The 25,927-nt window shown below is 37.6% G+C and carries 21 protein-coding genes; 1 reads left to right on the forward strand and 20 read right to left on the reverse strand.

Annotated elements, in window-relative coordinates; translation table 11 throughout:
• Position 1: 1 nt before the first annotated feature.
• The 18 genes from JOC83_RS06515 to JOC83_RS06600 form a co-directional block, all read right to left on the reverse strand.
• Positions 2–3,244 carry a hypothetical protein gene (locus tag JOC83_RS06515; RefSeq protein ID WP_205185563.1) on the reverse strand — a complete coding sequence of 1,081 codons (3,243 nt, stop codon included), beginning with the start codon at positions 3,242–3,244 and terminating at the stop codon, positions 2–4.
• A complete protein-coding gene (locus tag JOC83_RS06520; protein WP_205186039.1) occupies positions 3,241–4,590 on the reverse strand; it encodes a glycosyltransferase family 2 protein in 1,350 nt (449 codons plus the stop codon). The genes JOC83_RS06515 and JOC83_RS06520 overlap by 4 nt, the downstream gene beginning before the upstream one ends.
• Positions 4,591–4,639: 49 nt before the next feature.
• Positions 4,640–5,689 (reverse strand): HEAT repeat domain-containing protein, encoded by a 1,050-nt coding sequence (locus JOC83_RS06525; RefSeq protein ID WP_239583388.1) that lies wholly within the window; start codon positions 5,687–5,689, stop codon positions 4,640–4,642.
• Positions 5,690–5,694: 5 nt separating this feature from the next.
• A complete protein-coding gene (locus JOC83_RS06530; protein WP_205185577.1) occupies positions 5,695–7,296 on the reverse strand; it encodes a diguanylate cyclase in 1,602 nt (533 codons plus the stop codon).
• Between the two features lie 320 nt (positions 7,297–7,616).
• Entirely contained in the window at positions 7,617–8,696 is a 1,080-nt protein-coding gene (locus JOC83_RS06535; RefSeq protein ID WP_205185579.1) for a toxic anion resistance protein, read from the reverse strand.
• A 20-nt stretch (positions 8,697–8,716) separates the two neighbouring features.
• Positions 8,717–10,312 (reverse strand): YceG family protein, encoded by a 1,596-nt coding sequence (locus JOC83_RS06540; protein ID WP_205185581.1) that lies wholly within the window; start codon positions 10,310–10,312, stop codon positions 8,717–8,719.
• A 27-nt stretch (positions 10,313–10,339) separates the two neighbouring features.
• The gene (locus JOC83_RS06545; RefSeq protein ID WP_205185583.1) at positions 10,340–11,143 is read right to left on the reverse strand and encodes an HAD family hydrolase; all 804 of its coding nucleotides are present in this window, start codon (positions 11,141–11,143) and stop codon (positions 10,340–10,342) included.
• A complete protein-coding gene (locus JOC83_RS06550; protein ID WP_239583389.1) occupies positions 11,140–12,252 on the reverse strand; it encodes a cysteine protease StiP family protein in 1,113 nt (370 codons plus the stop codon). The genes JOC83_RS06545 and JOC83_RS06550 overlap by 4 nt, the downstream gene beginning before the upstream one ends.
• Positions 12,242–13,612 (reverse strand): phosphoribosyltransferase family protein, encoded by a 1,371-nt coding sequence (locus JOC83_RS06555; protein WP_205185584.1) that lies wholly within the window; start codon positions 13,610–13,612, stop codon positions 12,242–12,244. Before JOC83_RS06555 ends, JOC83_RS06550 begins: the two co-directional genes overlap by 11 nt.
• Positions 13,563–14,678, reverse strand: a complete 1,116-nt coding sequence (locus JOC83_RS06560; protein ID WP_205185586.1) for an HpcH/HpaI aldolase/citrate lyase family protein — start codon at positions 14,676–14,678, stop codon at positions 13,563–13,565. Before JOC83_RS06560 ends, JOC83_RS06555 begins: the two co-directional genes overlap by 50 nt.
• Before the next feature lie 329 nt (positions 14,679–15,007).
• On the reverse strand, positions 15,008–15,787 hold the full coding sequence (locus tag JOC83_RS06565) for a TerC family protein (protein WP_205185588.1): 780 nt from the start codon (positions 15,785–15,787) through the stop codon (positions 15,008–15,010).
• A gap of 224 nt (positions 15,788–16,011) precedes the next feature.
• On the reverse strand, positions 16,012–16,590 hold the full coding sequence (locus JOC83_RS06570; RefSeq protein ID WP_205185590.1) for a TerD family protein: 579 nt from the start codon (positions 16,588–16,590) through the stop codon (positions 16,012–16,014).
• 38 nt (positions 16,591–16,628) lie between these two features.
• Complete coding sequence (locus JOC83_RS06575) at positions 16,629–17,243, reverse strand: TerD family protein (RefSeq protein WP_205185591.1); 615 nt, start codon at positions 17,241–17,243, stop codon at positions 16,629–16,631.
• A 152-nt stretch (positions 17,244–17,395) separates the two neighbouring features.
• The gene (locus tag JOC83_RS06580) at positions 17,396–17,974 is read right to left on the reverse strand and encodes a TerD family protein (protein ID WP_205185592.1); all 579 of its coding nucleotides are present in this window, start codon (positions 17,972–17,974) and stop codon (positions 17,396–17,398) included.
• Positions 17,975–18,001: 27 nt separating this feature from the next.
• Complete coding sequence (locus tag JOC83_RS06585; RefSeq protein WP_205185593.1) at positions 18,002–18,580, reverse strand: TerD family protein; 579 nt, start codon at positions 18,578–18,580, stop codon at positions 18,002–18,004.
• 99 nt (positions 18,581–18,679) lie between these two features.
• Positions 18,680–19,291 (reverse strand): TerD family protein, encoded by a 612-nt coding sequence (locus tag JOC83_RS06590; RefSeq protein ID WP_205185594.1) that lies wholly within the window; start codon positions 19,289–19,291, stop codon positions 18,680–18,682.
• Positions 19,292–19,626: 335 nt separating this feature from the next.
• Entirely contained in the window at positions 19,627–20,463 is an 837-nt protein-coding gene (locus tag JOC83_RS06595; protein ID WP_205185595.1) for a YitT family protein, read from the reverse strand.
• 306 nt (positions 20,464–20,769) lie between these two features.
• On the reverse strand, positions 20,770–21,978 hold the full coding sequence (locus tag JOC83_RS06600; RefSeq protein ID WP_205185596.1) for a 3D domain-containing protein: 1,209 nt from the start codon (positions 21,976–21,978) through the stop codon (positions 20,770–20,772).
• A gap of 328 nt (positions 21,979–22,306) precedes the next feature.
• Here JOC83_RS06600 and JOC83_RS06605 point away from each other — a divergent pair, with 328 nt between their 5' ends.
• Positions 22,307–23,962, forward strand: a complete 1,656-nt coding sequence (locus tag JOC83_RS06605; RefSeq protein ID WP_205185597.1) for a hypothetical protein — start codon at positions 22,307–22,309, stop codon at positions 23,960–23,962.
• 78 nt (positions 23,963–24,040) lie between these two features.
• Here JOC83_RS06605 and rbsB read toward each other — a convergent pair whose 3' ends face one another.
• Both rbsB and rbsC read right to left on the reverse strand, forming a co-directional pair.
• Positions 24,041–24,934: a ribose ABC transporter substrate-binding protein RbsB gene (gene rbsB / locus JOC83_RS06610; RefSeq protein WP_378913301.1), complete on the reverse strand. Its 894-nt coding sequence runs from the start codon at positions 24,932–24,934 to the stop codon at positions 24,041–24,043.
• Positions 24,935–24,970: 36 nt separating this feature from the next.
• Positions 24,971–25,927 (reverse strand): ABC transporter permease subunit, encoded by a 957-nt coding sequence (gene rbsC / locus JOC83_RS06615; RefSeq protein WP_205185600.1) that lies wholly within the window; start codon positions 25,925–25,927, stop codon positions 24,971–24,973.

Consider the following 25,927-nt stretch of genomic DNA (forward strand, 5'->3'; position numbering starts at 1 on the left):
GTTACTCCCCCATATCATTTATCTCGTCAAACATCTTTTGTACATCGTAATAAGAATGTTTTAAGCGCTCATGGTAGGTCGGTTGCTCCCACTCATCCCATTTATAGCGATAAAGTTCATCTAATTTCTCATCACTCATAGACGGATACGTATCCATCACTTTATTTGTTTTTTTATCTACTGCAACAACACCAATTCCGATGCTTTCAATTACTTCACTTGCATCTAAGCCCTCTTTTGTCCATATATCTCCCATGACCTCACGTGTGCTTGGGTCTTTTACATTTAATAGTGCCCACGGAATGCGCCATTCTACTATCTGCTTCTTTGGATCCACATAAAAGTCAGCTAGTGAATTGTATGTTTTAGCACGAGGATCACTATTGCCTACTTGCAGCTTGCCAGTTTCATAGTCGTCAAATGGATAAGTGACTTGTTTACCATTTTGAGAAATGGTTACCTTTTTGTTTAATGCTAAACGAATTGGATGAAACGCCCCGTTATCAGCTTTAGAAGCATACTCAACGGCATTAATCATTTTTAAGACATGGCCATATGAATAATAGAACGTATCATAATAGCTATCTACTAACATACGACTTGACTGTTCATCTGTCAGCTCAATGATAAAATCAATACCCTCTGCTTTTAACGATGGTACATGAGGTATCGTTGACTGCCCTTGGTTATGAATAGAATTAAACAGAAGATAATGATTAGAGCTTTCGATATTTTGTGTATCTAGTCGAACATACACATATGCTTCGTCACTCGTGACATAAAGGCCTTTTAGCTGTTTTGATTTTGGATAACTAGATGCTATATTAAGCTCTTTCCAATCACTAATCTTTCCATCGACTTTCACCTTTAAGGTATCACCTGGTTCAAAGCTTAATAACCCAAATCTTTGTTCATTTGTTTGAACATTACTCCAGAACGGACGTCGATCCGGATTATCGTAATCCATGGTGTTCCACGTTCGTTTAAACCACTCATCATGCCAAGAGAAAATCATGCCTCCAGCCATCTTTTCCTGCACAATATCTTCATATAACCTCGTCACCATTTGTCCTTGCTCTTCTTCTGAATGATGCCCTTGATCTAATCCGTGTACATTTCTATGTGTTAATCCTCTAGAAGCTGGAATGCCAAATTCAGCAACAAGCACCGGCATACGGTGTGTTTCTTTCATATGCTGAAGGTAACCAGCATAGTTATTTTTCTCACCACGGTGATCGACATAATGAACGTAACGACTCTCATAATTCAAAAAGTCTGGGTAATATGGATACATGTGATACGAAGCAAACAGACCACTACTAAAACGATCCGTTTCATACATCACATTTGGATTAATGGATACCATATCTTCTTTTTCATATGGCTCTGCAGGGTGCTTGAGTAAATCTGTCGTTGGCCAATTTGTGAAGCTCATTGGGCGCTGCCATTGATAGTTCTTTTGTTCATACGAAATGGTATATTCCATCATTTCTGCAAGCCATATCTCAAATGGCTCTGCTTCTTTCGTATACACATACTCCCCTTTAAAATCTACTTGGCCCTTGTGCTTATCATTTGTTGCCAATACAACTTCGGGATCCCACTCTACCCCTAGTAGCCAGCCCATGATATATGGTGACACATCTGCTGTATAAGAGCCGCTTGCATGTCCTGGTCTATCTTCAAGCGTAGCGTTTCCGTGTACCAAGTCTACAATTCTTTTAATCTCGTCTTTAAACTCTTTTGTGTTCTCATCTGAAAATGCATCTTGTGTTTCATAAAATACTTCTTCGTTAAGCCAAACGCCATGAAACACATACAGCGGGCTAGTCGCCGTTGCATTGTATTCTAATAAGGCTTCATAGAAGTGTGGTGGATGAATCGTGTACACACGAATTGCATTTGCATTCATCTCTCCAATTTGTTTAAACCATCTTGCGTATTCTTGTTTTGAAATAGCGGTTTCACCTGGGAATGATCCTGGCTTTCCAATTCCCATGTTCACACCTTTTACAAGAATATCTTGCCATTCCCCATCTTTATACACTTGCAAATAATCTGTTCCGACTTTGGCATTTAAGGAATAGCCATTCTTTTGTTCAACTTCTACTTCTTTCTGAACCACTTTTTTGTCTTGCTTATCTATTTTTTCGACGACCTTTTTCATCATCGGTACATAGACGCTCCAATAAAAAGCATCTGCATCTTCTTCAAAAATAGAAGCTCGCCATTTGTTCCAAAGTGGTGTCCATTCTGTTTGATACAGAGATGGTAAGTCTCCTTGATCAGCAAAGTCACCAGTAAAATAATAGGAAGAATACTGTGGGTTATCATGATAAATGATGGCTGGAACAGTAAGTGGAATCCCCTTTTCCTCCAGTATATGCTTTGCTTCATCTGTCACATCGATTGTAAAGGTTGCCATGACTTCTTTCTCATCTATCGGTGTGACGATATCAAACCAGTACCCATAAGTCGAATCATTCTCTAAATCAAAATGCGACGTTCCTTCTTTTGTATACGAAAAATGCACGCCGCTCGCTTGAACTTGCTCTTCGGTTAACACAATTAATTCATCCGATTGATGTACAAATACAAAGCCTTCTCCATCGTGTGACCATTTTTCCCCATATTGTGTTTCATAGTTTTGCTTCATCCAAGCAGGTACTTCACTACTTTGTAAGTCATCAAAATAGCGACCAATCCAACCGTCCCATACTAAATGATGAAGGTTATAAAACTCTTTCTTTACTTTATCCGGTGTAGGACTACCAAATGTATTAAACTCACTAATTAGCGTAGAATTCTGTTTCGCAATGATTGAACGAATGGTAGCAACATCTTCTGCTGTCATTCCTCCATAAACCAATTCAGAACGCTTGCCAGACTTCGTTGTTAAATCATCCTCATAGACTCCGTATCCGTCAGCTACGTACACAGCGTCATACTCACGATTTTGCAAGGAAATCATTGGTTCTTCTTTCATTGTAGTTGGATTAAACCCTATATAGTCAACAGAAGCATCGTAAGTCGCTCCATCTCTCTTTTTTACCTTTTCATGATTTAAAAACCAGGTTAAACCTTGATGCTCTCGGAACGTCTTGTCAGGAACCGTTTTATCAACAATTAACATATCAATTGATGTAGACGGTTTTAGCTGCCAAATCCAAAAAGGAGAACTCGTCAACAAAAGGATGACCACCGCTAGTAATCCGATTATTAGTAATTTCGCTTTGCTACTCATTGTGATACACCCTTTCGTTGCATATCTCCCCAACCATTCTTCTTACGTAGCACATCAACAATTCCTTGACATCGCCATAACACAGTCATTGGGCGATACCAAAATGATTCTGTCATTGAAAAGAAAAATAATTTTACAATATGTTTTACCTTCGGAAAACGTCGCATACTCCACTCTTCTAACAGTACAGCGACCATTGAATACATAGAACCATAAATGACAAGTAATAAGAATAATAAATACGTAAACTCTACATAAATCCCCCCTACTATGAAAGAGGCAATCATATACAAGTATCCTATTAATTCAACAACCGGTCCTAAAAATTCAATAAATAAAAAATATGGCATGGACACCATACCAATGGAACCATATTTAGGGTTTAAGATGAGTTTTTTATGCGTCCATAAGCTTTCAAACAAACCTCTATGCCATCTGTTACGTTGCCTTCTTAAAAAAGTCAGTTCCTCTGGAGCCTCCGTCCAACATACTGGATCTGCAATATACACAATTTTTTTGTTTGCTTTCTTTTCTTTTACTAATCGGTGTAGCCTTACAACAAGCTCCATGTCTTCACCTACAGTATGAGAATAGCCACCAGCATCTATTACCCATTTTTTAGAAAACACACCGAATGCACCAGAAACAATGAGCAATAAATTATGACGGCTAAGACCAATTCTCCCCATTAAAAATGCTCGCAAATATTCGATGACTTGCATAATAACAATTGGTCTTGAAGAAAGGCCAATCGATACAATCGAACCGTTTTCAATGCGACAACCATTCGCAATACGTACACTTCCACCAGAAGCAATCACTTCTTCACCGGAGTCAATAATTGGCTTCATCACCTTTAAAAATGCATCTCGTTCTAATATCGAATCCCCATCGATTGAGCAGAAGTACGGGAAGTTAGAAAGGTTAATGCCTACATTCAATGCATCTGACTTTCCACCGTTCACTTTATCTACAACGTATAAATAATCATAAAGTTTTGATTGATAGACTGCCTTTACTTCTTTTGTATCAATTGCTTTTTTAATGACTCGATTCACCTTAACCAAATCATACTGTTGAATTAAACGCTGCATCGTATCATCGGTTGAGCCATCATTGATAACGATAATTTCATATTCTGAATACTCAATGCTTAATAATGAGCGTACACTTGCTATTATTCCAGCTGATTCATTATAGGCTGGAACCAAGATGGAAAGAGGCTTTGTATAGCTGACTTCTAGCAAATCCTCATATGGCTCTTCATTATCTAGTCCATACTGCTTACGGATTTGGAACAGTGAAATAAATAGCATAAGTAAATAAAATGCAACGACGATCACCATATAAGTGACAACAACCCATCCTATGGTTGTAAATATCCATTGCCATATCTCACTCCACAATCTCTTCTCCCCCCTTCTCTAACCATTCCTGTGCCATATCTTTGGCGTAGCGATCGTTTGTTGTTTGATAGAACTCAAATAAAGATTCTTTACCTCCACGAATTAAGAGCATGGCTTGCGCAGCATTGGAGCGTACTGAAAAATGAGAATCTTGAATCAATGTAGTCAGTAGCTTTAATGCTTCTTGCTCTTTCGTTTTTCCTAATAATTTCGCTGCCATCATTCTTTCTTGCCAAGCATCTGCTGTTAGATGTGGCGTAATGACTGGAAGTTGAATCGGATAACTCAATTCATTCAGCGCTTTTAACGCTCGAATGCGATGTTCTTGAGAAGAAGAGGATAAAAGACTTTCTACGAAAGATGCAAATTCTAGCTTATGTTGAATACCGATCATATCAATGAGACAAAGCTGTAATTCTTCTTCGAAGTCTTTATACATATCAATACATTGCTGAAACTGTTCTTTGTTCATTCGGCCAAATAACGAGCGGTACAAAGATTGTGACAGCACGTTCTGTGTCTGGATGATATACTTTGCAAACATTGGATAGCGAAAAGCAATTAATATTTTTAACACTTGGCTTTCTTCTGCTATTGTCAACGATCGTTTTTCATAAAATGCTAAAACAGGCGCTATCATTCCATGCATATAAAAATCTTCAATTTCATACAATGCATTCATTCGTATACTCCACCTGCGATGATAGAGCGCTTTCTCATACTTTCTTGTAAAGTGCTTCTCTGCATATAAACGAATACGATTCTTTGGAAGATTTCCATCTACAACATCAGCATAATCACTCAGTAGTTCTTCAATCGCTATCATTTCTTGAGGCGACCATTGTTTCTCTATGAAAGCATTATCTTCCTCATACAAATAGCGAAACAACTGATCTCGTAACGTATCTTTATAGTTATTTATCGTCATTTGTTGTCGATTTTTGAACGCTTTTACCGTAATGAGATAAAAGAAAAGTATCACAAGCAGTAAGAATAAGCTCATCATTACTGTTAACACAATTGACATTTCATTTACCATTTCTTTTACTTCACCCTTTTCATTAAATGGCGAACACGTGCTTCTAGCTCTAGCAGCTTAAACGGCTTTGTAATATAATCATCTGCTCCTAGCTCTAGCGCTTTTTTAATATCTCGCTCACTCCTTCTAGTCGTCAGCATAATCACTTTATATTTGTCTTCGCGCTTTTCTTTACGTAACCTCTGTAACACTTCTAATCCATCCATCTTAGGCATCATGCCATCTAAGATAACAAAATAGTGATCGTCTTGGTGTGTCCAATCATCTTGAAGGAATGTCTCTCCATCTTTAAACGCTTTGATCATGACTTCATACATGCCTTCTACATCTACTTTTTTCATTACTTCTGTTAGCATTGTACGAATAACTGGATCGTCATCAACGATTGCAATTCGCAATGTTCGTTTTCGTCTTTCTTCTACAGGACTAGCCATGATCACTTGGTTTCTGCCAGCATCTTTTGCTTTGTATAAAGCTTGATCAGCTTGTTCTAGCCACTCTTCTAATCTTGTATAATCATTGTCTACTTCAACGATTCCACCCGAAAATGTACAAGAAAAAGAGTGAGTTTCATATGAAAAGACTTTTTTCGCAAAAAGATGAAGCAAACGATCGAGTAGAGTTTGAGCTTCTTCACCTGTTGTTCTAGGCAACAATAGGACAAACTCTTCTCCTCCATATCGAAAAACATAATCGCTAGCACGCATCTTCTCCTTTAAAAAGGAAGAAAATTCTTTTAACACATAATCACCATGTAAGTGTCCGTATGTATCATTCACCTTTTTAAAATGATCTAAATCGACGATGACTAAGCTGTACGCTTCTTGTAACCTTTTATATTCTCCTTGCTGCTGCGTAAAAATGGATGTTAAATACTTTCGATTATATACACCTGTTAGTTCATCGACTAATAAGTGATAATCAAACAGCCTTTTTCTCTCTAGATGTCTACCTAACCTTACTAAAAACTCATCCATCTCTAATGGCTTTGCGATGAAATCATCTGCCCCCATTTCAAACGCTTTTAACCTTGTTTTCTTTTGATTATCTACACTAATCATAATTGTAGGGACAAATTGTTTACTTGTTTGATTTTTCAAAAACAGTAACAACTCAAAGCCACTTTGTTCTTTCATATGCACGTCAAGAACAATACAATGTGGCTTAGACTCGTAAAAAGCGGTAATAGCCTTTTCTGTACTCGTAACAGCTACTACGTACCAGCCAGCTTTCTCCATTTCCTCTTTTAAATACATCAGCATGGTTGTATCATCATCAATTAACAGAACCACTGGCTCTCCTTCAACAACCTTATGTGTATGCTCCTCAACAGGTGTAATTTCATCTTGATAACATAGTCTAATAATGGTTGCAAGGTACGTTCTAAGCTCAGAATTAGACCAATCATGAGGCTCTTGCTGTTCAACATCTTCCATTAAGTGCCTCGCTACTTCACCCAATTCATTCAGTCCAACTGTTTGAGCCGTTCCTGCTAAAGAATGCAAAAAACGAATAACTTCTGTATGCGGTACTATTTGATCGTCCTCAAACCATTGTTTTAATGTTTTCCTTACATTTTTAAACAAAGCAACTTGATATTTCTCCACGTTTTCTTCACCCTCTACTAAGTTATTAGTCCTATCATTTATACGAAAACTCATTATTCATACATGAAAAAACATGCCCTTATTCTTAGGACATGAATCTATTTTACTGAAAAACCAAGCCAGTGTAACGATACTTTTTCATATATATTTGGCAAAACATAACTATAATTATAATTATTGTACAATTAACATAGTTAAAAGAAAATAAGTACTTTGTTTACATGTTAAAAGCCCTAGTTCTCTTCACACCTTCACAGCTATCTCCACTCATAAAAAAAACTCACTAGCTCCATAAGTAAGCGAATGAGTTTTTTTATGAATTAAGCAGATTTTATTTGTTCTTGAAGCTGAAGAATACGTTTTGTTCCATCTTCTCTTAAGCGTTTGTTCTCATCTTCAATTGCTTTTGTTTCTTCCATTCCTTTCATAATGATGCTCCACGATTCTTCAAGCGTTTCAACCTTTACACTTGGAGCTCCTGCTAACTTCGCAATCTCAACGCTCTGACTTGAGATGTTTTGGGCATTACGTAAAATCATTTCATTTGTACGGCGATCTAGCTCACTCAATGAATCTGCTACAAGCTTTTGACGTTTCGCTGCAACAGCTTGAATAATTCCATTTTTAAAAATAGGAATTGTTGTAATGAAGGCTGAGTTAATTTTACCGATTAATTTCGTATTTCCACGCTGCAATAAGCGAATTTGAGGTGCTGTTTGAACGGCTACCATGCGTGCCATTTCCAAATCGTAAATTCGCTCTTCTAATGTTTGAATTCCGTTTTGCAATGTATCAAGATTCATGGATGCCATTTGATCACCGCTTGCTACACGCTGTTCTAGTGGCACCGCTTGCGCTTTTAATTCATCAACTTTGATCTGACCTGCCACAATGTAACGCTCAAGCTCCATATAATATTGAATGTTGTTTTGATACATTTCTTCTAGCATGCTTGAAGTGTGTACCATTTTATCTTTATAGCCTGAAATCTCTTGATGGATTTTATCGATATCTTTTCCAAGCGTTTGATACTTTTCAAAGATTTTCTCGATTAGCTTTTCACCACGCTTAAATAGCTTACCTAAAAAGCCTTTCTTCTCTTCAAAATCATTTTTATCAAATTTATCCATTAACTTCCCAAGTTGTTGGAGCATTTTGCTTGAGTCATTCATTTCTGATGTACGCATCATAGATAAGATTCGATCCGAAAACTGAGAAATTTGAATCGCTGGTTCTTTTCCAAATTCTAATAATTCCATTTGATTACGGTAATCGACTTGCTGTGAAAGTTGCTGTACCGATGGATCTTGGCGTAATTGCACGCGCACATCATTCGCATGTTGCTCAGTTAATCCTTCTTCCTTTTGAAGTGTCGCTAATACCGTTTGATCAGTTGTCATTGACTCCTCACCCTTTATGATTAAATTTTAATAGACCGAAACACTCGTTTTAGTAATGATGGTTCTTTGTATTCTTGATTAAACACCATGTCATCTAGCCAATGTGTATCAAAGCAAGACGAATCGATATATTGTTCAAGATCGTTATGACCTGGTGGATTGTACACGATTATGTCCATTCCAAATTCATTTAATAACAACAGAAGTGCAGCATCTGAACGAGAGAGTGCGCCGTTTATTTCGTTATTGTATAACACAACCTTTGGAATCTCTTGCGCATAATCAAATGTTTGCATCACATTTAAAAATGTTTTGGGCATGTTGGCTACTTGCGTAAAGAGATAAAGCTGTACATCCTTTTCCGTTTCATTTCCAATCGGTAAAAGTTTTGGATTGCGACAAATAGACGCGATGGCAGAAGCAATTCCTCTTTGCATTCCTTCTGGTAAATGACCATATTGCCACCAGTTTCCCTTTATCATCTTTTCTACATCTAATTCACCTTTATGGTTCAATGCGTGTTGATAGTGAAATTGATAGTTTGTTTGAATGTGTTGAGTGAATGGAAAGTTTTGTACTGTAATGGCTTGATTTAATTCCGTTAGTTGATGAAGTCGATCCCAATATTCTTTTTTGTTACGTGATACACCCATTACTTTTGCAAAGATTGCAGGAATGTGCACAACACCTTGTTGCACCTTAAAATTGGGACGAATAAACGCTCGCTCTTTCGCTAATAAAAAGACTTCATCGTACGTTGTTTTTAGCGTCACGGATGAAGGAACATAATTTCGAAATTGCCAAGGTTTGTAAAGAGACGATCCTTCATGGTGAATCACTTCATCCATTTCTTTCGATGCTCGATATGCAACCGTTCCTCGTCGCTCTGGTTGTTCAATCGGAAATGGTGGAGCGGTCATCGTCATGGGATAACGAGTGATTTCCGCCACGTCTTCTTGTTCATCCATGTCTGCAAACGAATCGGTTCCTTCTGGATGAAAAACAAGAACATCAAATCCAAGCATCATAAGATAATACAAGAAATACTGCTGACTTTTATTCATTTCACCGTACCATATCACACATGGAAGTTGTCGATCTAAATCAAATGATTGTAACCATGGATCAAGGTGATTCCATATCCACTTTATCATGTCTAATAACACACGCCTAAAGTCAGCATGCGCCAACCCATGACGCGCTTCGAAGTGACGAAGTATGCTCATAAACGATTGACGAATGTGTCGATGATATGTGCTGTTTGGATGAGAAGGAAGAAGTCGTTCACCATCTAAGAATGCAACAAATCGATTAATCGATAATCCGTTTTCTTTTTGATTAATCATATGGATTTTCTGAATTGCTTGAAATCGCTCTGGTGTAATCGTCTTATCCAACTCTTCGCTTAGTACAACTACATGAGACTTCTTAGAAAGCTCATATAATTGCATAAGATAATCCGTTTCATCATGCGGCACACCAAGTATTCTTCCGGTTACTTGGGTAATGTGGTAATAATCTTCATTTTTTTCATAAGGCATTCTTTCCGCAAAAGGCTTGTCTATGATTTGTATCCATTTATCAATTGGCGCTTTAGAAATTTGAATGGCTCTCATCTTTTTACCCCCTCTTTCTGTGAGAACCTAAAGTTGTACCTCTGTAGATAAGGCATGTTCGACTCTTTGCAACATTTCTTCAGCTGCTTCAATGTTCATCGTTGTTGTAAATGTCACGTCGTAATCCATTTTTGCTAACTCGCCATGAATCGGCGCAATCCCAAAGTCAGCGTGTAGAATCATCTCCACATCAAGCTCTGAATCACCTGCCGCACAAATTCTATCAATCCCTAGCTTTTCTTTTAAAAACGAAACCGCACTCCATTTTGAGATAGCCGTTGGAATACAATAGATTTTGCGTCCGTGTGCATACACACGCCATCCTCCTGGCTGAAAATAATCACGTAGTGTTTGAAGGTGTTCATCTGTAAATGATTCTCTATGTACAACTAAATACAAAAATGTTTGATCTGCTTCATTTACAGACTTGACCCACTCATACTTTTCATACGTTTGAAGCCATTCATAAGTTTCATGAAAGGATAAAGAAAGATTTCTCATTCGCTCTTTTATGATGTTTGTCCACTCTGAAAGTGGTTCTCCATCTTTTAAAATAACGGCACCATTTGTCGTGATCGCATATTCTGGATTAAACCTCTCTGAGAAAATAGAAATCCGTTTATATTGTTCAGTTGTTCTCGTTGTAACAGGAATGAACATCGTATCGTTTAGTAAGTTTGTTAATTGTGTAATAGCCTTTTTGGTCATGTAGCTAACTTCACGACCATTTAACGTTTCAACAAGTTCAATGCTCGCCTCATCGATTTCCTCTGTAATAAGACGTCTTGAATAAATAAGCGTACGATCTAAGTCACTCGCAAAAGCTCTCATTTATCTTCCCCCATTGGCTGAATTAACCCACAGCATGAATAAGGCATATGCTCATACACCTCTATCGGAACGCCACGTTCTTTTGCTAATAAATAAATATGCTGTAAATGTTCACTATCCTTTTCCTTCACAAGAATCTTCCAGGGTACACGACGTAGGAGTACACGTGTTGTTTCTCCTACACCAGGCTTAATAAAATGATAGCTTTCAATCTGAAAATCGTGCTGAATCCGCTCAACTCCAGCTAACCCTGACCAATCTGGCTTTGTATAGCGCTCTTTTTGAAGCGCTAATTCCGTCGGTACATTTTGTGCTATCTGTTCAAATTGTGTAGCAATGCTATCAATATAAAAATTGGACATATCCTCTGACTCTAGCTCTTTATAATACTTGGCTCCATGAAAATCCGATTCACTAACGTAACGACGATTTAATACGGTACGACTTACAAGCCCACTTACCGTTGAGTTTAAACAAGCACTTGGTATTAAGAAATCTTCTCTTGTTCCATAAAGGGAGGAACAAAAGCCTGGATCCGCTACTACCGCTAACTCATCATCTAGCTGTATGCCATACTTTTCATAAAATTGAGAGCACGACTTTGTTAACTCTTTTGTAATGGCTCCTTTTCCCGTCCATCCATCTACAAACTGTACATCTGCTCCTTCATGTTGTTGCAAGATGTAGCGAATCGCATTCTCATCAATCCCTCTCCCACGAATAATGGAAATGCTATAATGAGGCACGTTTATGTCATATTTGAATGCTAAATAACGCTTGATTAAAATACCAATGGGTGTTCCTGCTCTGGCTAAAGAAACTAAAACAATCTCTTTACCCTTTTGTTCGTAAATTTGCTCTGCTACGAGGGCAACAGCCATTGCCACTTTTTGTTTATAGATGTCTAGCGACTCGTGAAACAAAGTTAAATAGTGAGGCGAAGGCTTGTATTCAATTGGAAGCATCTCCGAATAGTGAACACCTGACTGAATTGCTTTTTCACGCTCGCTCGTATCTTTCTCAATCGTAATGCTTGATAAATCTTTTAATAGAAATATAACGTCTTGTTCGGAATAGCTTCCCATCTTTGACATCAGGTTAAGCTCCATGATTACCTTCCCTCCCTTGACTCATACATACAACATGCAGATGACTCGTATAGCTTGCTAATTGCTCAAGTAACGGTTGAATCCGCTTCTTGTCTATTGGTTGTTCAAACATCACAAAAATGTCATCATAATCTCTTAAGTTATAAAGATAGTTTGAAACATGCTCTCCATGTGTACTCGGAAATTCAATCCGATCATGAATCGCATAATCATCTTTTTGAATAGGGTAAATCGGACTTCTCGTTGTCGAATGATACATCACACCTTCACCCATATGAGCTGCAACCTTCATTGGAATATACATAAATTCACCTGTGCCTAGGACAAGCGTCTTTTTACCTTTTCGATTTACCATCAGCTCTTGCCCCGCTCGCTCACATGCTATTTCTACTTGGTGTTGTTCATGACTACTTAACCCAAAGCGTCCCGTTCCCTTTATGTAAGGTAATTGATCAGCTGACTGATAGGTTGTATGTTCAAAATGAATGCTCATGTTATGTCTATCAATCTGTAAATCATGACTAGGGCGATCCTCTTTTTCTAACGGTTTAAGGTTGGCATTGTTTCCTGTTACGCGTATCTCACCTTTTAATAACGCAATTGTATGAATGGTAATGTCTAATTCTTGCTCAAGCTGTCGGAAGGTCTGCTCGTTTGCTTCGTTTCGCCAATCTAGTAAAGAAACAACAGTATATTCCTTTTTAGGGAACTGAGCATGAATGGCTCTGATTATATTCAGTGCTGTTTTTCCTGTCGTAATTTCGTCATCAACAAGGACAATATGTTCATGCTGATTAAATAACTCTTTTTCAATAAAACAAAGCTGGTCCGTCGCATGTGAATGTTCTTCTTTAAACTCTAATGCCTCCGCTGTTCCTTTTACTTGTTCTCGAGTAGTATGAACATAATGGCCATTCGTAAAGCGCTCAAACATTGCCTGCCCTAATGCAGTCGCTGTTTCAGCAAAGCCAATAAACAAACAATCCTCAGGTAAAGACAGTTTCTCTTTTGAAAGAGCCGATACAGCCTTATTTACCCCTTCCATCTCTCCACTCTTTAATGCAGCTGCCACACAACTCTCAAATTCTGCTACGTTTCCTGTCCGAGCTTCATAGAATGCGCTCGCTAGCAATGCAGAAGCAAAGCCTGGAACGACCGGACGAATGGCTAGATGCTTTCCTAGTACACTGCTTACAAATAAAAAGCTTCGTTTTTTATTCATTCGTGCAGCCATATTAAAAAGATGCTGCGGCTCTAGTTCATGTAAACGTTTATGAATTGTAACATCAACTTGTAGATTATCTAGCACGTTATACGTATATTTCTTTTGCAAGTAAGTCTTCATAGCTGTTGTTCTCATGAAACACCCCGTAAATCTTTGACTTTAATATCGTTTTTTTGGCCCACTTGTCATGCGGCTTCACTTCATTCATCTTGTTACCATATTCACTTTTAATAACACCTATTTCGTTTGAACCTTTGTTTAAAATAGCTAATGCATCTAAATAGTCTTCTTTTGATACAACATTTAACGCTTGTACGAGTCGCATTTGAGATGGGTGAATCACCGTTTTTCCATGCAGCCCATTCACTAAGTCTAGTAAAGTCTCTTTTTTTAGTCCCTCTTCATATAAGGTCGTTTGAAGAGACAATGAGTTTGATGATTGAAAATACTCCCATACGGGTCCTGATACAACATAGTCTCTTCCAAAGAAATTAACGATGTCAGAAATCACATCTCTCATCATGGATATGTCATAAATGGTTGTTGAAGCAGTCCTGCGAATGCCATACAAACCACAAAAGTCCGTTGCTCCAAGCCGAATATTTAAGATTAAGTCCTTATCGTTTTGTAGGCATGTCGCTAGTTGTTCAAATGTTGAGAGGCGACGCTCTTTATACATCACATCCTCTGTTTCTAATACAGGCATGCCATATAAAATCGTCTCAGCCTCCGTTGCTACTTGCTTTGTATAAGCTAAATAGGCACGTGCATTCATAGGTGTGAACTTTGGAAAAACGAAGCCTGTAATGACTTGTATCGAAGAGCCTACCAATTGATACAATTTTCTAATTTGTTCAGGCGTTCTTACACGTATAAAGATAAGAGGTAAAGATTCTTGTGAACATTGCATCATGTTCACCGCTTCAGATAAATGATGAAGATGTTCTGCTAATTGCTTTTCACCTTTCTCTACTTCATCATCTCCAATGGCATCTTCTAGGCAAATCACCATTGAAACAAGCTCGCGGTATTTATTTGTTAAAATGACGTCAGCAATATCTGTTCGTGTCGCTGGCATATACAAAGTAGCACCTAAGCTATATGATAGTACTTCCTTTGAAGAGAATTTTGAAAATGGTTGAGGTGGCATGTGAAAAATGCCTTTTTGCTGAAATTCAGTTAAATAAGAAAAGTAATTCATCTTGTTCACACCTTTACTTAAAAGCGAGGTATCAATTTACCTCCCATAATAAAATAAAATTTGTCTATCCATTTATGTAGAGAACCTGACAGGACAGAAGAAGAAGAGTCATGTCAAATGTTTGAAAGCTAAGCGTATAACCTTTAAGAGAGCTTCTAAAAAAAGCTGAATACCCATGTGCAAAGCTCTCCCTTTATGCAAGTGATACACAAAGAGTCTTATAGATAAAAAAGAGCTGTTTTTACCTTCAGCTCTTTTTTATCTATACGAGTCCAACTTTTAATTGAAGGAGTTAGTGATATCAAACTCCTTCAATGATGTATTTCCTCTTATTTATCTTTCGTTGCTGCTGCTTCCTGTGCTGCTTTTTTATTGTTTAAATGATGAACAATAAATGTAATCGCAAATGCAGCAATAATGATGATGAAGAAAATAGTGTGTGATACGTGGAATCCAAACACACTTCCTAACATTTTCGCTGCGATAATTCCGATTAGAATGAACGCAGTTGTTTCTAACTCAGGAATGCGATCAATGAGTCGTAAGAAGACTTTAGCCACTGTACGCATCATTAGAATTCCAAGCATACCACCGATTAAAAGAATCCAAATCTCTTCTGATACTGCAAATGCTGCTAGAATACTATCAACAGAGAATGCAATGTCCATCATCTCTACCATAATAACCGTACCCCAGAACATTCCGAACGTGCGAATAAGGAAGCCATCTTTTTTAATACCTTCTGCTTCCGCTTCTTCACTTTCTGCCTGCTTAGATTTGAAGTGGCTGTACACAAGCCATGCTAGATAAAGTGCACCTATTAACTTGATCCACCAAAACTTAATTAAATAAACACCTAGTCCAATGAATAAGAAACGGAAGAAATAAGCACCAATAAGTCCATATGTTAATGCCTTTTTGCGCTGTTCAGGTGGTAAATGCTTCACCATTACCGCTAATACAAGTGCATTATCTGCTGATAACAAACCTTCTAAAACTACTAATGTACCAATCAGTCCCCAAGAAACTGGATCTGTTAGTACTTCGCCCCACATTTCCCAGTTAAAGAACTGAGCATATGTGTGCAACATTTGATTAATGATTTCCATCTTTGTTTTCCTCCTACATGCCTACACATGTAAATCTTTCAATAAAAGCTGATTTTAATCTTATTTAATTTTCATGATATGTTTGTCCATCTCATTGCTACTGAACAAAGTGGCTTTCATGAGGCAGACAGTGAGGTTCATCGACTTCACCGATAAAACCTCACCTGTCCCGCTCATTCATTAGAGCGTTGCATCTTCTACCCCATTTATCGTAATTATGAACCTTATACGTCTAAGCCATAAGCTCTTACAAGTGATGCTAAGCCGCCTTGGTATCCTGAACCTACAGCAGCAAACTTCCACTCACCGTTATGACGATATAATTCACCAACAACGATTGCTGTTTCAATAGAAAAGTCTTCTCCAAGGTCGTAGCGAATTAACTCTTCATTTGTAGAGCTATTGAATACACGTACATAGCTGTTTGATACTTGTCCAAAGTTTTGATTACGTGCTTCACCATCATGAATCGTAATAACAAATGCTACTTTTTCAGTTGTTGCTGGCACGCTACTTAAGTCAAGGTCGATTTGCTCGTCATCTCCGCCACCTTCACCTGTACGGTTATCACCTGTATACGTTACGCCACCGCTTGCATGTTGTGCATTGTTATAGAAAACAAAATCGGTTTCAGATACACATTTACCGTTTGCATCTAGTAAAAAAGCTGATGCGTCTAAATCAAAATCTTGTCCGCCATCATACTTATTTACATCCCAGCCTAATCCTACTGTTACTTTTGTTAATCCAGGATTCCCTTTTGTTAAATCAACTTTTTGACCTTTTGCTAATGAAATTGCCATTATGTACCCTTCTTTCTGTTCAAATTAGATTTGTCAAATTAAGAATAACGACGAACAACTTCTGAAATAGATGTATCAGTCGTGCCATCGCCAATTGCAGCAAACTTCCACTCACCATTATGGCGATACATTTCACCTAAAATTAAGCTTGTTTTACCACTGTGCTTTTCTGTTAAGTTGAACTTCACCATTTCTTCTTGACTACTTAAGTTTACTAGTCGAATGAAGGCATTTTGAATCATACCAAAGTCTTGTTTTCTTGCTACACAGTTATAAATGTTAACAACAAAGACAAGTTTCGTAATGTTCGCAGGTACTTTTTGAAGATCTACTGTTACTTGCTCATCATCACCATCTCCAGCACCTGTCAAGTTATCACCACTATGTTGAACACTTCCACAGTTACTTTTTAAGTTACCAAAGTAAACAAGGTTTTCTTTACGAGTGAATTTATCATTTTCAAGCATAAGAACAGATGCATCACAATCAATGTTTGCATTTGAACTGCTACCACCACCAAATAATGATCCTAATAAGCCACCACCACTTTTGGCTTGAACAGGATCCCAACCTAAGCCGACCATTACTTTCGATAACGAAGCATTTCCCTTTGTTAAATCAATGCGCTGTCCCTTTTGTAACGTAATTGCCATCTTTTCTTCCTCCTTCTTCCACTCTATCATATCTAATATACCTAAAATAGAATGATCTGTCATTTACTAAACTTTCCCACATACAAGCAAAAAACTACCTCAAAAAGAGAGAATCATTTAGTTGAGATAGTTTTCATAAAATCTAGTATTTATTAAACTTGGAGCCCATAGTTACGGCATAGAGATGCGAGTCCACCAGAGAAGCCACTGCCAATCGCATTGAACTTCCAGTCGTTCCCATGCTTATATAATTCACATACCACAACCGCTGTCTCAATCGAGAAATCTTCTCCTAAATCATAGCGAATTAACTCTTGACCCGTGGCTTCATCGACTAAACGCACAAATGCATTTGATACAAGCCCAAAGTTTTGATTGCGTAACTCTGCATCATGAATCGTAACTGCGATGCCAATACGATGGATAGAAGGAGGAATCCTTGTGAAATCAACAACGATTTGTTCATCGTCACCATCTCCTTCACCTGTACGATTATCGCCTGTATGCTCAACCGCTCCACTTGGGTGAATTAAATGATTGTAAAAGATAAAATCATGATCATTGATACACTTTCCATTTTCATCTGCTAAAAAAGCTGATGCATCAAGGTCAAAATCATGCCCACCATGATATTTGTTCGTATCCCAACCTAATCCAATAATCCCTTTAATTAATCCCGGATTTGTTTTTGTTAAATCAATACGTTGTCCTTTTGATAATTGAATTCCCATCAGGTTTCCTCCTTATCCATTTAGCAATTAAACATCTAAACCATAATCACGAACAAGTGAAGCTAAACCACCTTGATAGCCAGATCCTACCGCAGCAAACTTCCACTCACCTGCATGTCGGTACAATTCGCCTACCACAACAGCTGTTTCAATAGAGAAATCTTCTCCTAAGTCATAACGAATGAGCTCTTCATTTGTTTCTTCATTCATGATACGAACAAAGCTATTTGACACTTGACCAAAGTTTTGTCCACGCGCTTCTCCGTCGTGAATAGTAATAACAAAGGCAATTTTATCAACAGTCGCTGGAACGGTTGATAAATTAACGCTCACTTGCTCGTCATCACCTTCTCCTTCACCAGTACGATTATCACCTGTATGCTCTACTGCACCACTTGTATGTTTTGCGTTATTGTAAAAAATAAAATCAGTATCTGCTCCACACTTACCCGTTGCATCTAGTAAAAAGCAGGATGCATCTAAATCAAAATCTACACCGCCATCATACTTATTAACATCCCAGCCTAAGCCAACAACTACTTTCGTTAAACCAGGATTTCCTTTTGTTAAATCAACCTTTTGACCTTTTGCTAATGAAATACCCATTTGAACCTCTCCTTTTAGTTCATTTATGAAACGAATAGATTGTATTCTTTCTTCTATTAAATCAATATTCTATCAATCGTCTATCTGTAGTATGAACCCTTATGTATATCGACGAACAATTTCTTCTAATCCTCTATCATTTGTACCAGTTCCCACCGCTGCAAACTTCCACTCTTGGTCATGACGATACATTTCTGCTACAAGTAAGCTTGTTTTGCCGCTATAATTCTCTGATAAGTTAAATGTAAGTAGCTCTTCATTATTTGTCCTATTAACAACACGGATGAAAGCATTTTGAATCATTCCAAAATCCTGCTGGCGACGAACGGCATCATAAATATTTACAACGAAAACTAGTTTGTTAACCGTTGAAGGAATTCTCTGTAAATCAACAATAATTTGCTCGTCATCTCCATCTCCTTCGCCTGTTAAGTTATCACCTGTGTGGTTAACGCCACCACATTTACTTTGTAAATGACCAAAGTAAATTAAATGTTCTTTTTGAGTGAATCGATCATTCTCTAACATTAGGACAGAGGCATCACAATCAATGTTCGCTCCTGAAGAGCCACCACCAAATAGTGCCCCCAAAAAGCCTTTAGACTGTTTTGATTCCACTGGGTCCCACCCTAAGCCAACTAAAACTTTCGTTAAACCTGGGTTGCCTTTTGTTAAATCAATCCGTTGCCCTTTTTGTAACGTAATTGCCATATCCTTCACTCCTTTTCACTTAAACTACACAGAAACACTTCACTTTTTCCAATTAAATGGTACTACAATCCACTAGTTATTTCAATTAATCTCATCGCTTGGAAGATATTGTGCTCTCTACGTATCTCTCTAGCTATGTCATCCTAGATAGATTACAGTTACAGCAGCTATTAATGAAAAAGTGGCTACCTTTCTTCTACATATACGAACGAGTAGAAAAAGAGTTTCACTTTTACAAAAAACTTCTAAAAAATTGATATAGATTCTCTCATCTTCTTAGGCCTATCAAAAGAGGGATGACATCTGTACCGTCATCCCTCTTTTGATAGGTGCAATTAACTTTTTGGAAATGTGAACCCTTCGCCAAACACATCCTTCACATCATGAATCACAACAAACGCTTTTTCATCTACACTTTGAATAATTTTACGTAGCTGCATTAATTCTTGCTTATTAATTACAACATATAAGACATTCTTTTCTTCTTTTGTATAGCTACCGTGGGCTGAAAAAACAGTCACACCACGGTCCATCTCACGATTTACGCGGTCAGCTACTTCATTAGATCGATGAGAAATAATGGTCACTGCTTTGCGAGAGTCCATTCCTTCTATAATATAGTCGAGTACTTTTGTACTTATATAAATAGAAATAACCGTATACATCGTTTTTTCTAATCCAATAACAAAGGATGCACTTGCCACTACTAATAAATCTACTAGCATCATCGAGCGACTTAAGTTCCAGCCTAAATATTGATTGGCAAGTTTTGCAATAACAGTGGAACCGCCAGTTGTACCACCAGATCGAAGCACAAGTCCTAATCCAATCCCAACTAATACCCCTGCAAAAATAGAACCAAGAAGTGTATCATCACTTGCTGTATGATAGCCCTCTGTTAGATATAGAAAAAGGGAGGTAAACACAATAGCAATAATGGTATACACCGTGACTCGCTTCGACATCAATTTATAGCCAACCGCTAACAACACACCATTTAAAATAAAGTTCACCACACCTGGTGACCAGCCAAATACATAGTACGTAATCATCGTGACACCCGTTATGCCACCCTCTGCTAACTCGTTCGGAATCGCAAAATAGTTGATCCCAAACGCAAATAAAAACGCTCCAATAACAATAAGCGAAATTTCTTGAATACTCGTTTTCATCGTTACACATTCCTTTCCATATCTATAGATGAAATAATTTATTACATAACTAAAGAAAGAGTTGCATTAAAGTTCCCTTGCACTCTATCAATCCACTTAAAGAGAGATGTTAAGGAACCTAGCATTGTTCTTTTCTATCCACTTTCTTTATGAAAGTCATGATAGGTTTATTTCTCAATAACAGAGGTCACTTCACTCCATCACCAGGAGTAAAAGGCACCTCATTTGACACACCTCTCTTAATCATCCCTCTATCATAGACGATAAAAAAGCGGTTGCCAATAGGATGACAACCGCTTTTGCTTATTAATTTAGCACTTTAACTTTGACTGTTTTTCGTCCCCATGAAAGAGCGGCTGATTTTGACGGCTTTAATACGTCGATTTTATAGCCTTTAATTGCGCCACCTGTATCACCAGCTACAGCTACTCCATAGCCTTCTACCCATACTTTTTTACCAAGCGGAATGATTGATGGATCAACTGCAATTAATTTCATATTTGGATTGTTTTTAATGTTATAACCAGCTGCAGTCCAACCGCCATTTGCATTCGTTTCTTCATGGCTGTAAGCCGTTGCTGTTACATAAAATTCTTTTCCAGATGAAGTCGGTTTTGCTTTTGGTTTACTTGATGTTGTAGGCGTTGCTACCGGCTTGCTTACTGCTACTTCTTTTGTAGCTTGCGCTGCCTCATTTGCTGCTTTTTCACGCACTGTTTTTTCTTTTGCTAATTGTGCTGCACGCTGTCTTGCTGCAGTCTGTTCACGCTTAATCGCTTCTTGCGCTTCTTGCATTTGAGTCGAAATTTTCATCTTTTCTTGCTCAGCCATTGTTAATTCGTTTACCACTTGGCTGTACTTTTGTTCCATCGTTGTTAACGCAACTTGACGAGCTTGTAAGTTTTGATCTAACTCCACTTGCTTATCAGCGAGCTTTTCTTGTTCGTCTACAAGCTCTTGCTCTTGCTTATCGATTTCTTTTTTATTTTCTTCAATACGATCTAAGTCCTGTTGATGCTGAGTAAGGATCTCTTTATCTGCATTAAACAGCGTAGTAACCGCTGTTACACGAGCTACAAAATCAGAAAAGTTTTCAGCACTAAATAGTGTATCAATAAACGCATTTGTTTGATCGTTTTGCTGCAGAGATACAAGACGCTGCTCCATCACATCTTGTCGACCCATTACTTTTTCTTGAAGAATCACTATCTCTTCTTTCCGCTCTTCAATTAACGAACGAATCTCTTCGATTTTTTTCTCTGTTTGCGCTAACTCTTCTTTATTATCATTAATGACTGTATGTAAGGCATTTAATTCTGTTTGAATGTTTTGCACTTCACCTTGAACAGACTGCTTTTCTTTTTCTTTCTCTTTAAGCGTCTCTTCATTTTGTTGAAGCTGCTGTTCCATGTTACGTAAGGTGTCCTGACTAGTTTGCGCATGGGTCTCAATCATGCTTGCCATTGAAAGAACAAAAGCCAAGCTCATAAGAACCATGTTTCGTAATATTTTCATATTGTAGTAGTCCCCTTTCTTCGTACGTATAGTTATATCATAAAAAGCGTCATATTTATGTTACAAAAACGTTAAAAACATGGAATAATCTGTATGTACTTGTTACTTAAATGTTACAGAAAACGGATATATCCTTGATATAGCAGCATTTACTGTTTCTATTTTTGAGGTATTCCTCTACCGATTTACTCTCTTTTTTATTGCAATTTGATGTCAGATTCTGAAATACACATCTTTAAATTCCAATTTTTTCTTTTTGAATCACTAGAAATAAGTTAATATATGGTAGGTATAAAGAAAAATAACTAGATAACTATAGGTGATGAATGTGAAAAAATGGGTAAGTAAAAAATACATCCTAGGTAGCTTAATGCTGCTTTTATTGATTGGAATTGGTATCTTTTTTGTATTTTTCAAGACCGTAACCATTACGTTAAATGGTACATTAACAAATAACGAATTACAGCTTGTAGGGGATGACCTACAAGTAGAGCGACTAACTAGTGAAAAAAAGGAGTTTGTGAAAGCAACAGATGTTTCGACAACGTACAAACTAACTTCTACCTCATCTTCACGTACGTTTGGTGAACTAACCGTGACGGTACGGACACTAAACAATGATGATTTTTTTATTTTCACAAAGTTTCACAACCAAACCTATCAACCAGTCCGATTGAATATGGTGATACCGTTTGAGGTTACTTTTACTGAATACGAAATGACTCGATTTGATTCAGAAAAGATTAACCATGAACATGATTCTACATTAGGCGTTGATCCAACTACTACACCTCATGGAATTGTAGAGCTTACAGGAGAAAATGCGTATGCAAACATGGTGATTAGTAAAAATTACAACTCGAAGCAGTTAACTACTTCATACAATGAGCAACAACGAAGTACCTTACGAGAGCTCATTAAAGAACATGATGAAGCAAAGATAAAAAAAGGAGACAAAGGACTTATTCTCACTTTTCCTCATCTCTCTAAACGAAATAGTTTATCTGAAAGCTGGCTACTATATTCGGAGAAGCCTCTTTTTAACGAAACGAAACACTTTGATGAATGGGAAAAACATACGTTAAAGGAATATAAGAAAATTAACAAATGGTATACAGCAGAAGGACCTTATGGCAAACTTCCTTGGTCAATTGAACCAGGTACAAAATTAGGATATGGGCGATATTTTTCACTCGTACATGACCGACGCCACCTTGACCATTACGAAGAAACAAAGGAACGATATTTTTATGATTTTATCATTAACTCCGTTGCTAATTTACTCGTATATGATCCAAAGCTACACAAACCGATTGAAACAGAATTTACAAGCACATGGCTAAAAGATAATTATGGCATCATTGCGCCTTTTTACGATACACGCTTCAATGAATACATTGCCATTCATCTACAAAGGATTAGTCAATTACTAGAGGTTAGTGAATACGAAGAAATGGCTCTTTTTTATGCAGACTATTTAGTTGATCAATCAAAGAAAAAAAATTACATTTCAACAAAGAATGGTTATTTGATCAGTGATTTTTACAGTGATAACCCTAAACAAAAACAAACTCATACATCGTTAAATCATGCGCTAGGAGAAATGAATTTTTTACTTGAAAGCTATTTATTAACAAAAAATGAGGACTACTTAGACGTAGCATTAAATATTCGTCGTGGCATCGAAGATATCGGAGATAAATGGATCAAGAAAAACAATGACTTATGGTATCAGTTAAATCCAGATTTCACATTTCACGGTAAAGACTATCCACTTTTAACGTTGGAAGATTTATTAAAATCACAAACAAAATTTGAACAAGTAGGAATTGCTAAGAGTAACTTATTCGAAGAATTGATTACGTCTAAGACTACCTATCTTGTGAAGGAAGAAATTGAGATTACAAAGAAAGTAGTTGAAGCATTGGAACAAGAAGGACTAGAAGACTTAGTCGAAAATTATCCTCACATTTCAAACTATTAATAAAAAAGAAACGTCACGCCTCTCTCTCAAAACGAGCCGTTTTTAACTCTTTTTGAAACAGAGACGTGACGTTTTCTCTTATTCTTTCACCATCAGCTTTAACGGTGCTGCTATAGCCTTTTCTACTTTCTCACCCTTTAATACATCTTTAACTGCTTGGACAGCTGTTTGGCCAATTAACGCTGGTTGTTGCGCGACCGTTGCAGCTAACTTTCCTTCATTAACTGCATTTAACGCATCTTCGTTTCCATCAAATCCAACAACGAGAATGTCTCGCCCTGAGCTGTTAATCGCTTGAATGGCTCCTAATGCCATTTCATCATTGTGAGCAAACACAGCTTGAATATCTGGGTTTCCTTGCAGTAAGTTTTCCATTACATTTAATCCTTTTGTACGATCAAAGTCTGCTGTTTGCTTTGCTACAACATCAAGCTTTTCATCCGCTACATTGTGAAACCCTTTGCCACGTTCACGTGTAGCAGAAGCACCTGGTACACCCTCAAGCTCCGCTACCTTAGCCCCTTCACCTAACATATCAACAATGTAATCAGCGGCCATTTGACCACCTTTTACATTATCAGATGCTACTAATGTTTCCACATCACCCTTTTCTGCAGAACGATCTAATGTGACAACCGGTACACCAAGGCTATTTGCTGATTGCACGGCCGTTGAGATGGCTGCTGAGTCTGTTGGGTTAATTAATAAAGCATCGACACCTTGTTGTAGTAAGTCTTCTACATCATTTACTTGCTTTGCTGAGTCGTTTTGCGCATCAACAACGACAACCTCCATCCCTTGTTTTTTCGCTTCTTTCACTACCCCATCTTTTAGCGATACGAAAAACGGATTGTTTAACGTTGAAACCGACAAGCCAATTTTACTACCTTCTCCATTGCCTTTTTTAGTCGGCTTTGCCCACTCTGGGGGCTCTAACGAACAAGCCCCTAAAATGAGAAGTGAAAATGACATAAACACGAGTAAGACTTTTTTCAATGAGAACCCCTCCTATGCTGATTTTTTACGATCGATTAACACGGCAATTAAAATGACGACACCTTTAACAACCATTTGGAAAAATGATGATACTCCTAATAAGTTCAATCCATTATTCAATGTTCCAATGATTAATGCGCCGATTAATGTTCCAACAATTAAACCGCGACCACCAGATAAACTTGTTCCACCTAATACAACGGCAGCGATGGCATCTAGTTCATACGATGTTCCTGCTGTCGGCTGTGCTGAATTTAAACGTGATGTTAAAATGGCACCTGCTAATGCAGCTAAAAGACCTGCTAATGAGTAAATCATGATCTTTACTCTTGGCACTTTAATTCCAGAGATGATCGCTGCTTTTTCGTTGCCACCAATCGCATACGTTTTACGACCAAATGGTGTTTTGTGCAGAATCACCCACAGTACTGCGAATGAAAGCATCATTGTAATAGCGGGTACCGGAATTCCTAAGAAATAACCACGACCAAATAATTGAAATAAGTAGCTGTCACCTAAACCTGTAATTGGATTACCGTCTGTATACACAAGGGTTAATCCTCGGAAGATTGTCATCGTTGCAAGTGTGGCAATAAAAGGAGCCATTTTTCCTTTTGTAATTAAAAGACCGTTTACAGCTCCCATTCCAGCCCCTAGTAAACAACCAATTAAAATCGCTAAAATAGGATCAATGCCTGAGACAATCATTCCTGCCATCAATGCACTAGAGAGAGCTAAAATCGAGCCGACGGACAAGTCGATTCCACCTGTTAAAATAACGAATGTCATCCCAAAAGCAATTAATGCATTAATCGCAACTTGACGAAGTAAGTTTAATAGATTCAGTGGTTCTAAGAAGCTTGGATTCAAAACCGATACAATGACTACTAAAATGATCAGCCCAAGTAAGGGGCCAAGCTTTTGTAATAAATGATCAACGTGATTGATTTTTTTCATAGATTTCTGCAT

Source organism: Priestia iocasae (assembly GCF_016909075.1).
Lineage (GTDB): Bacteria > Bacillota > Bacilli > Bacillales > Bacillaceae_H > Priestia > Priestia iocasae.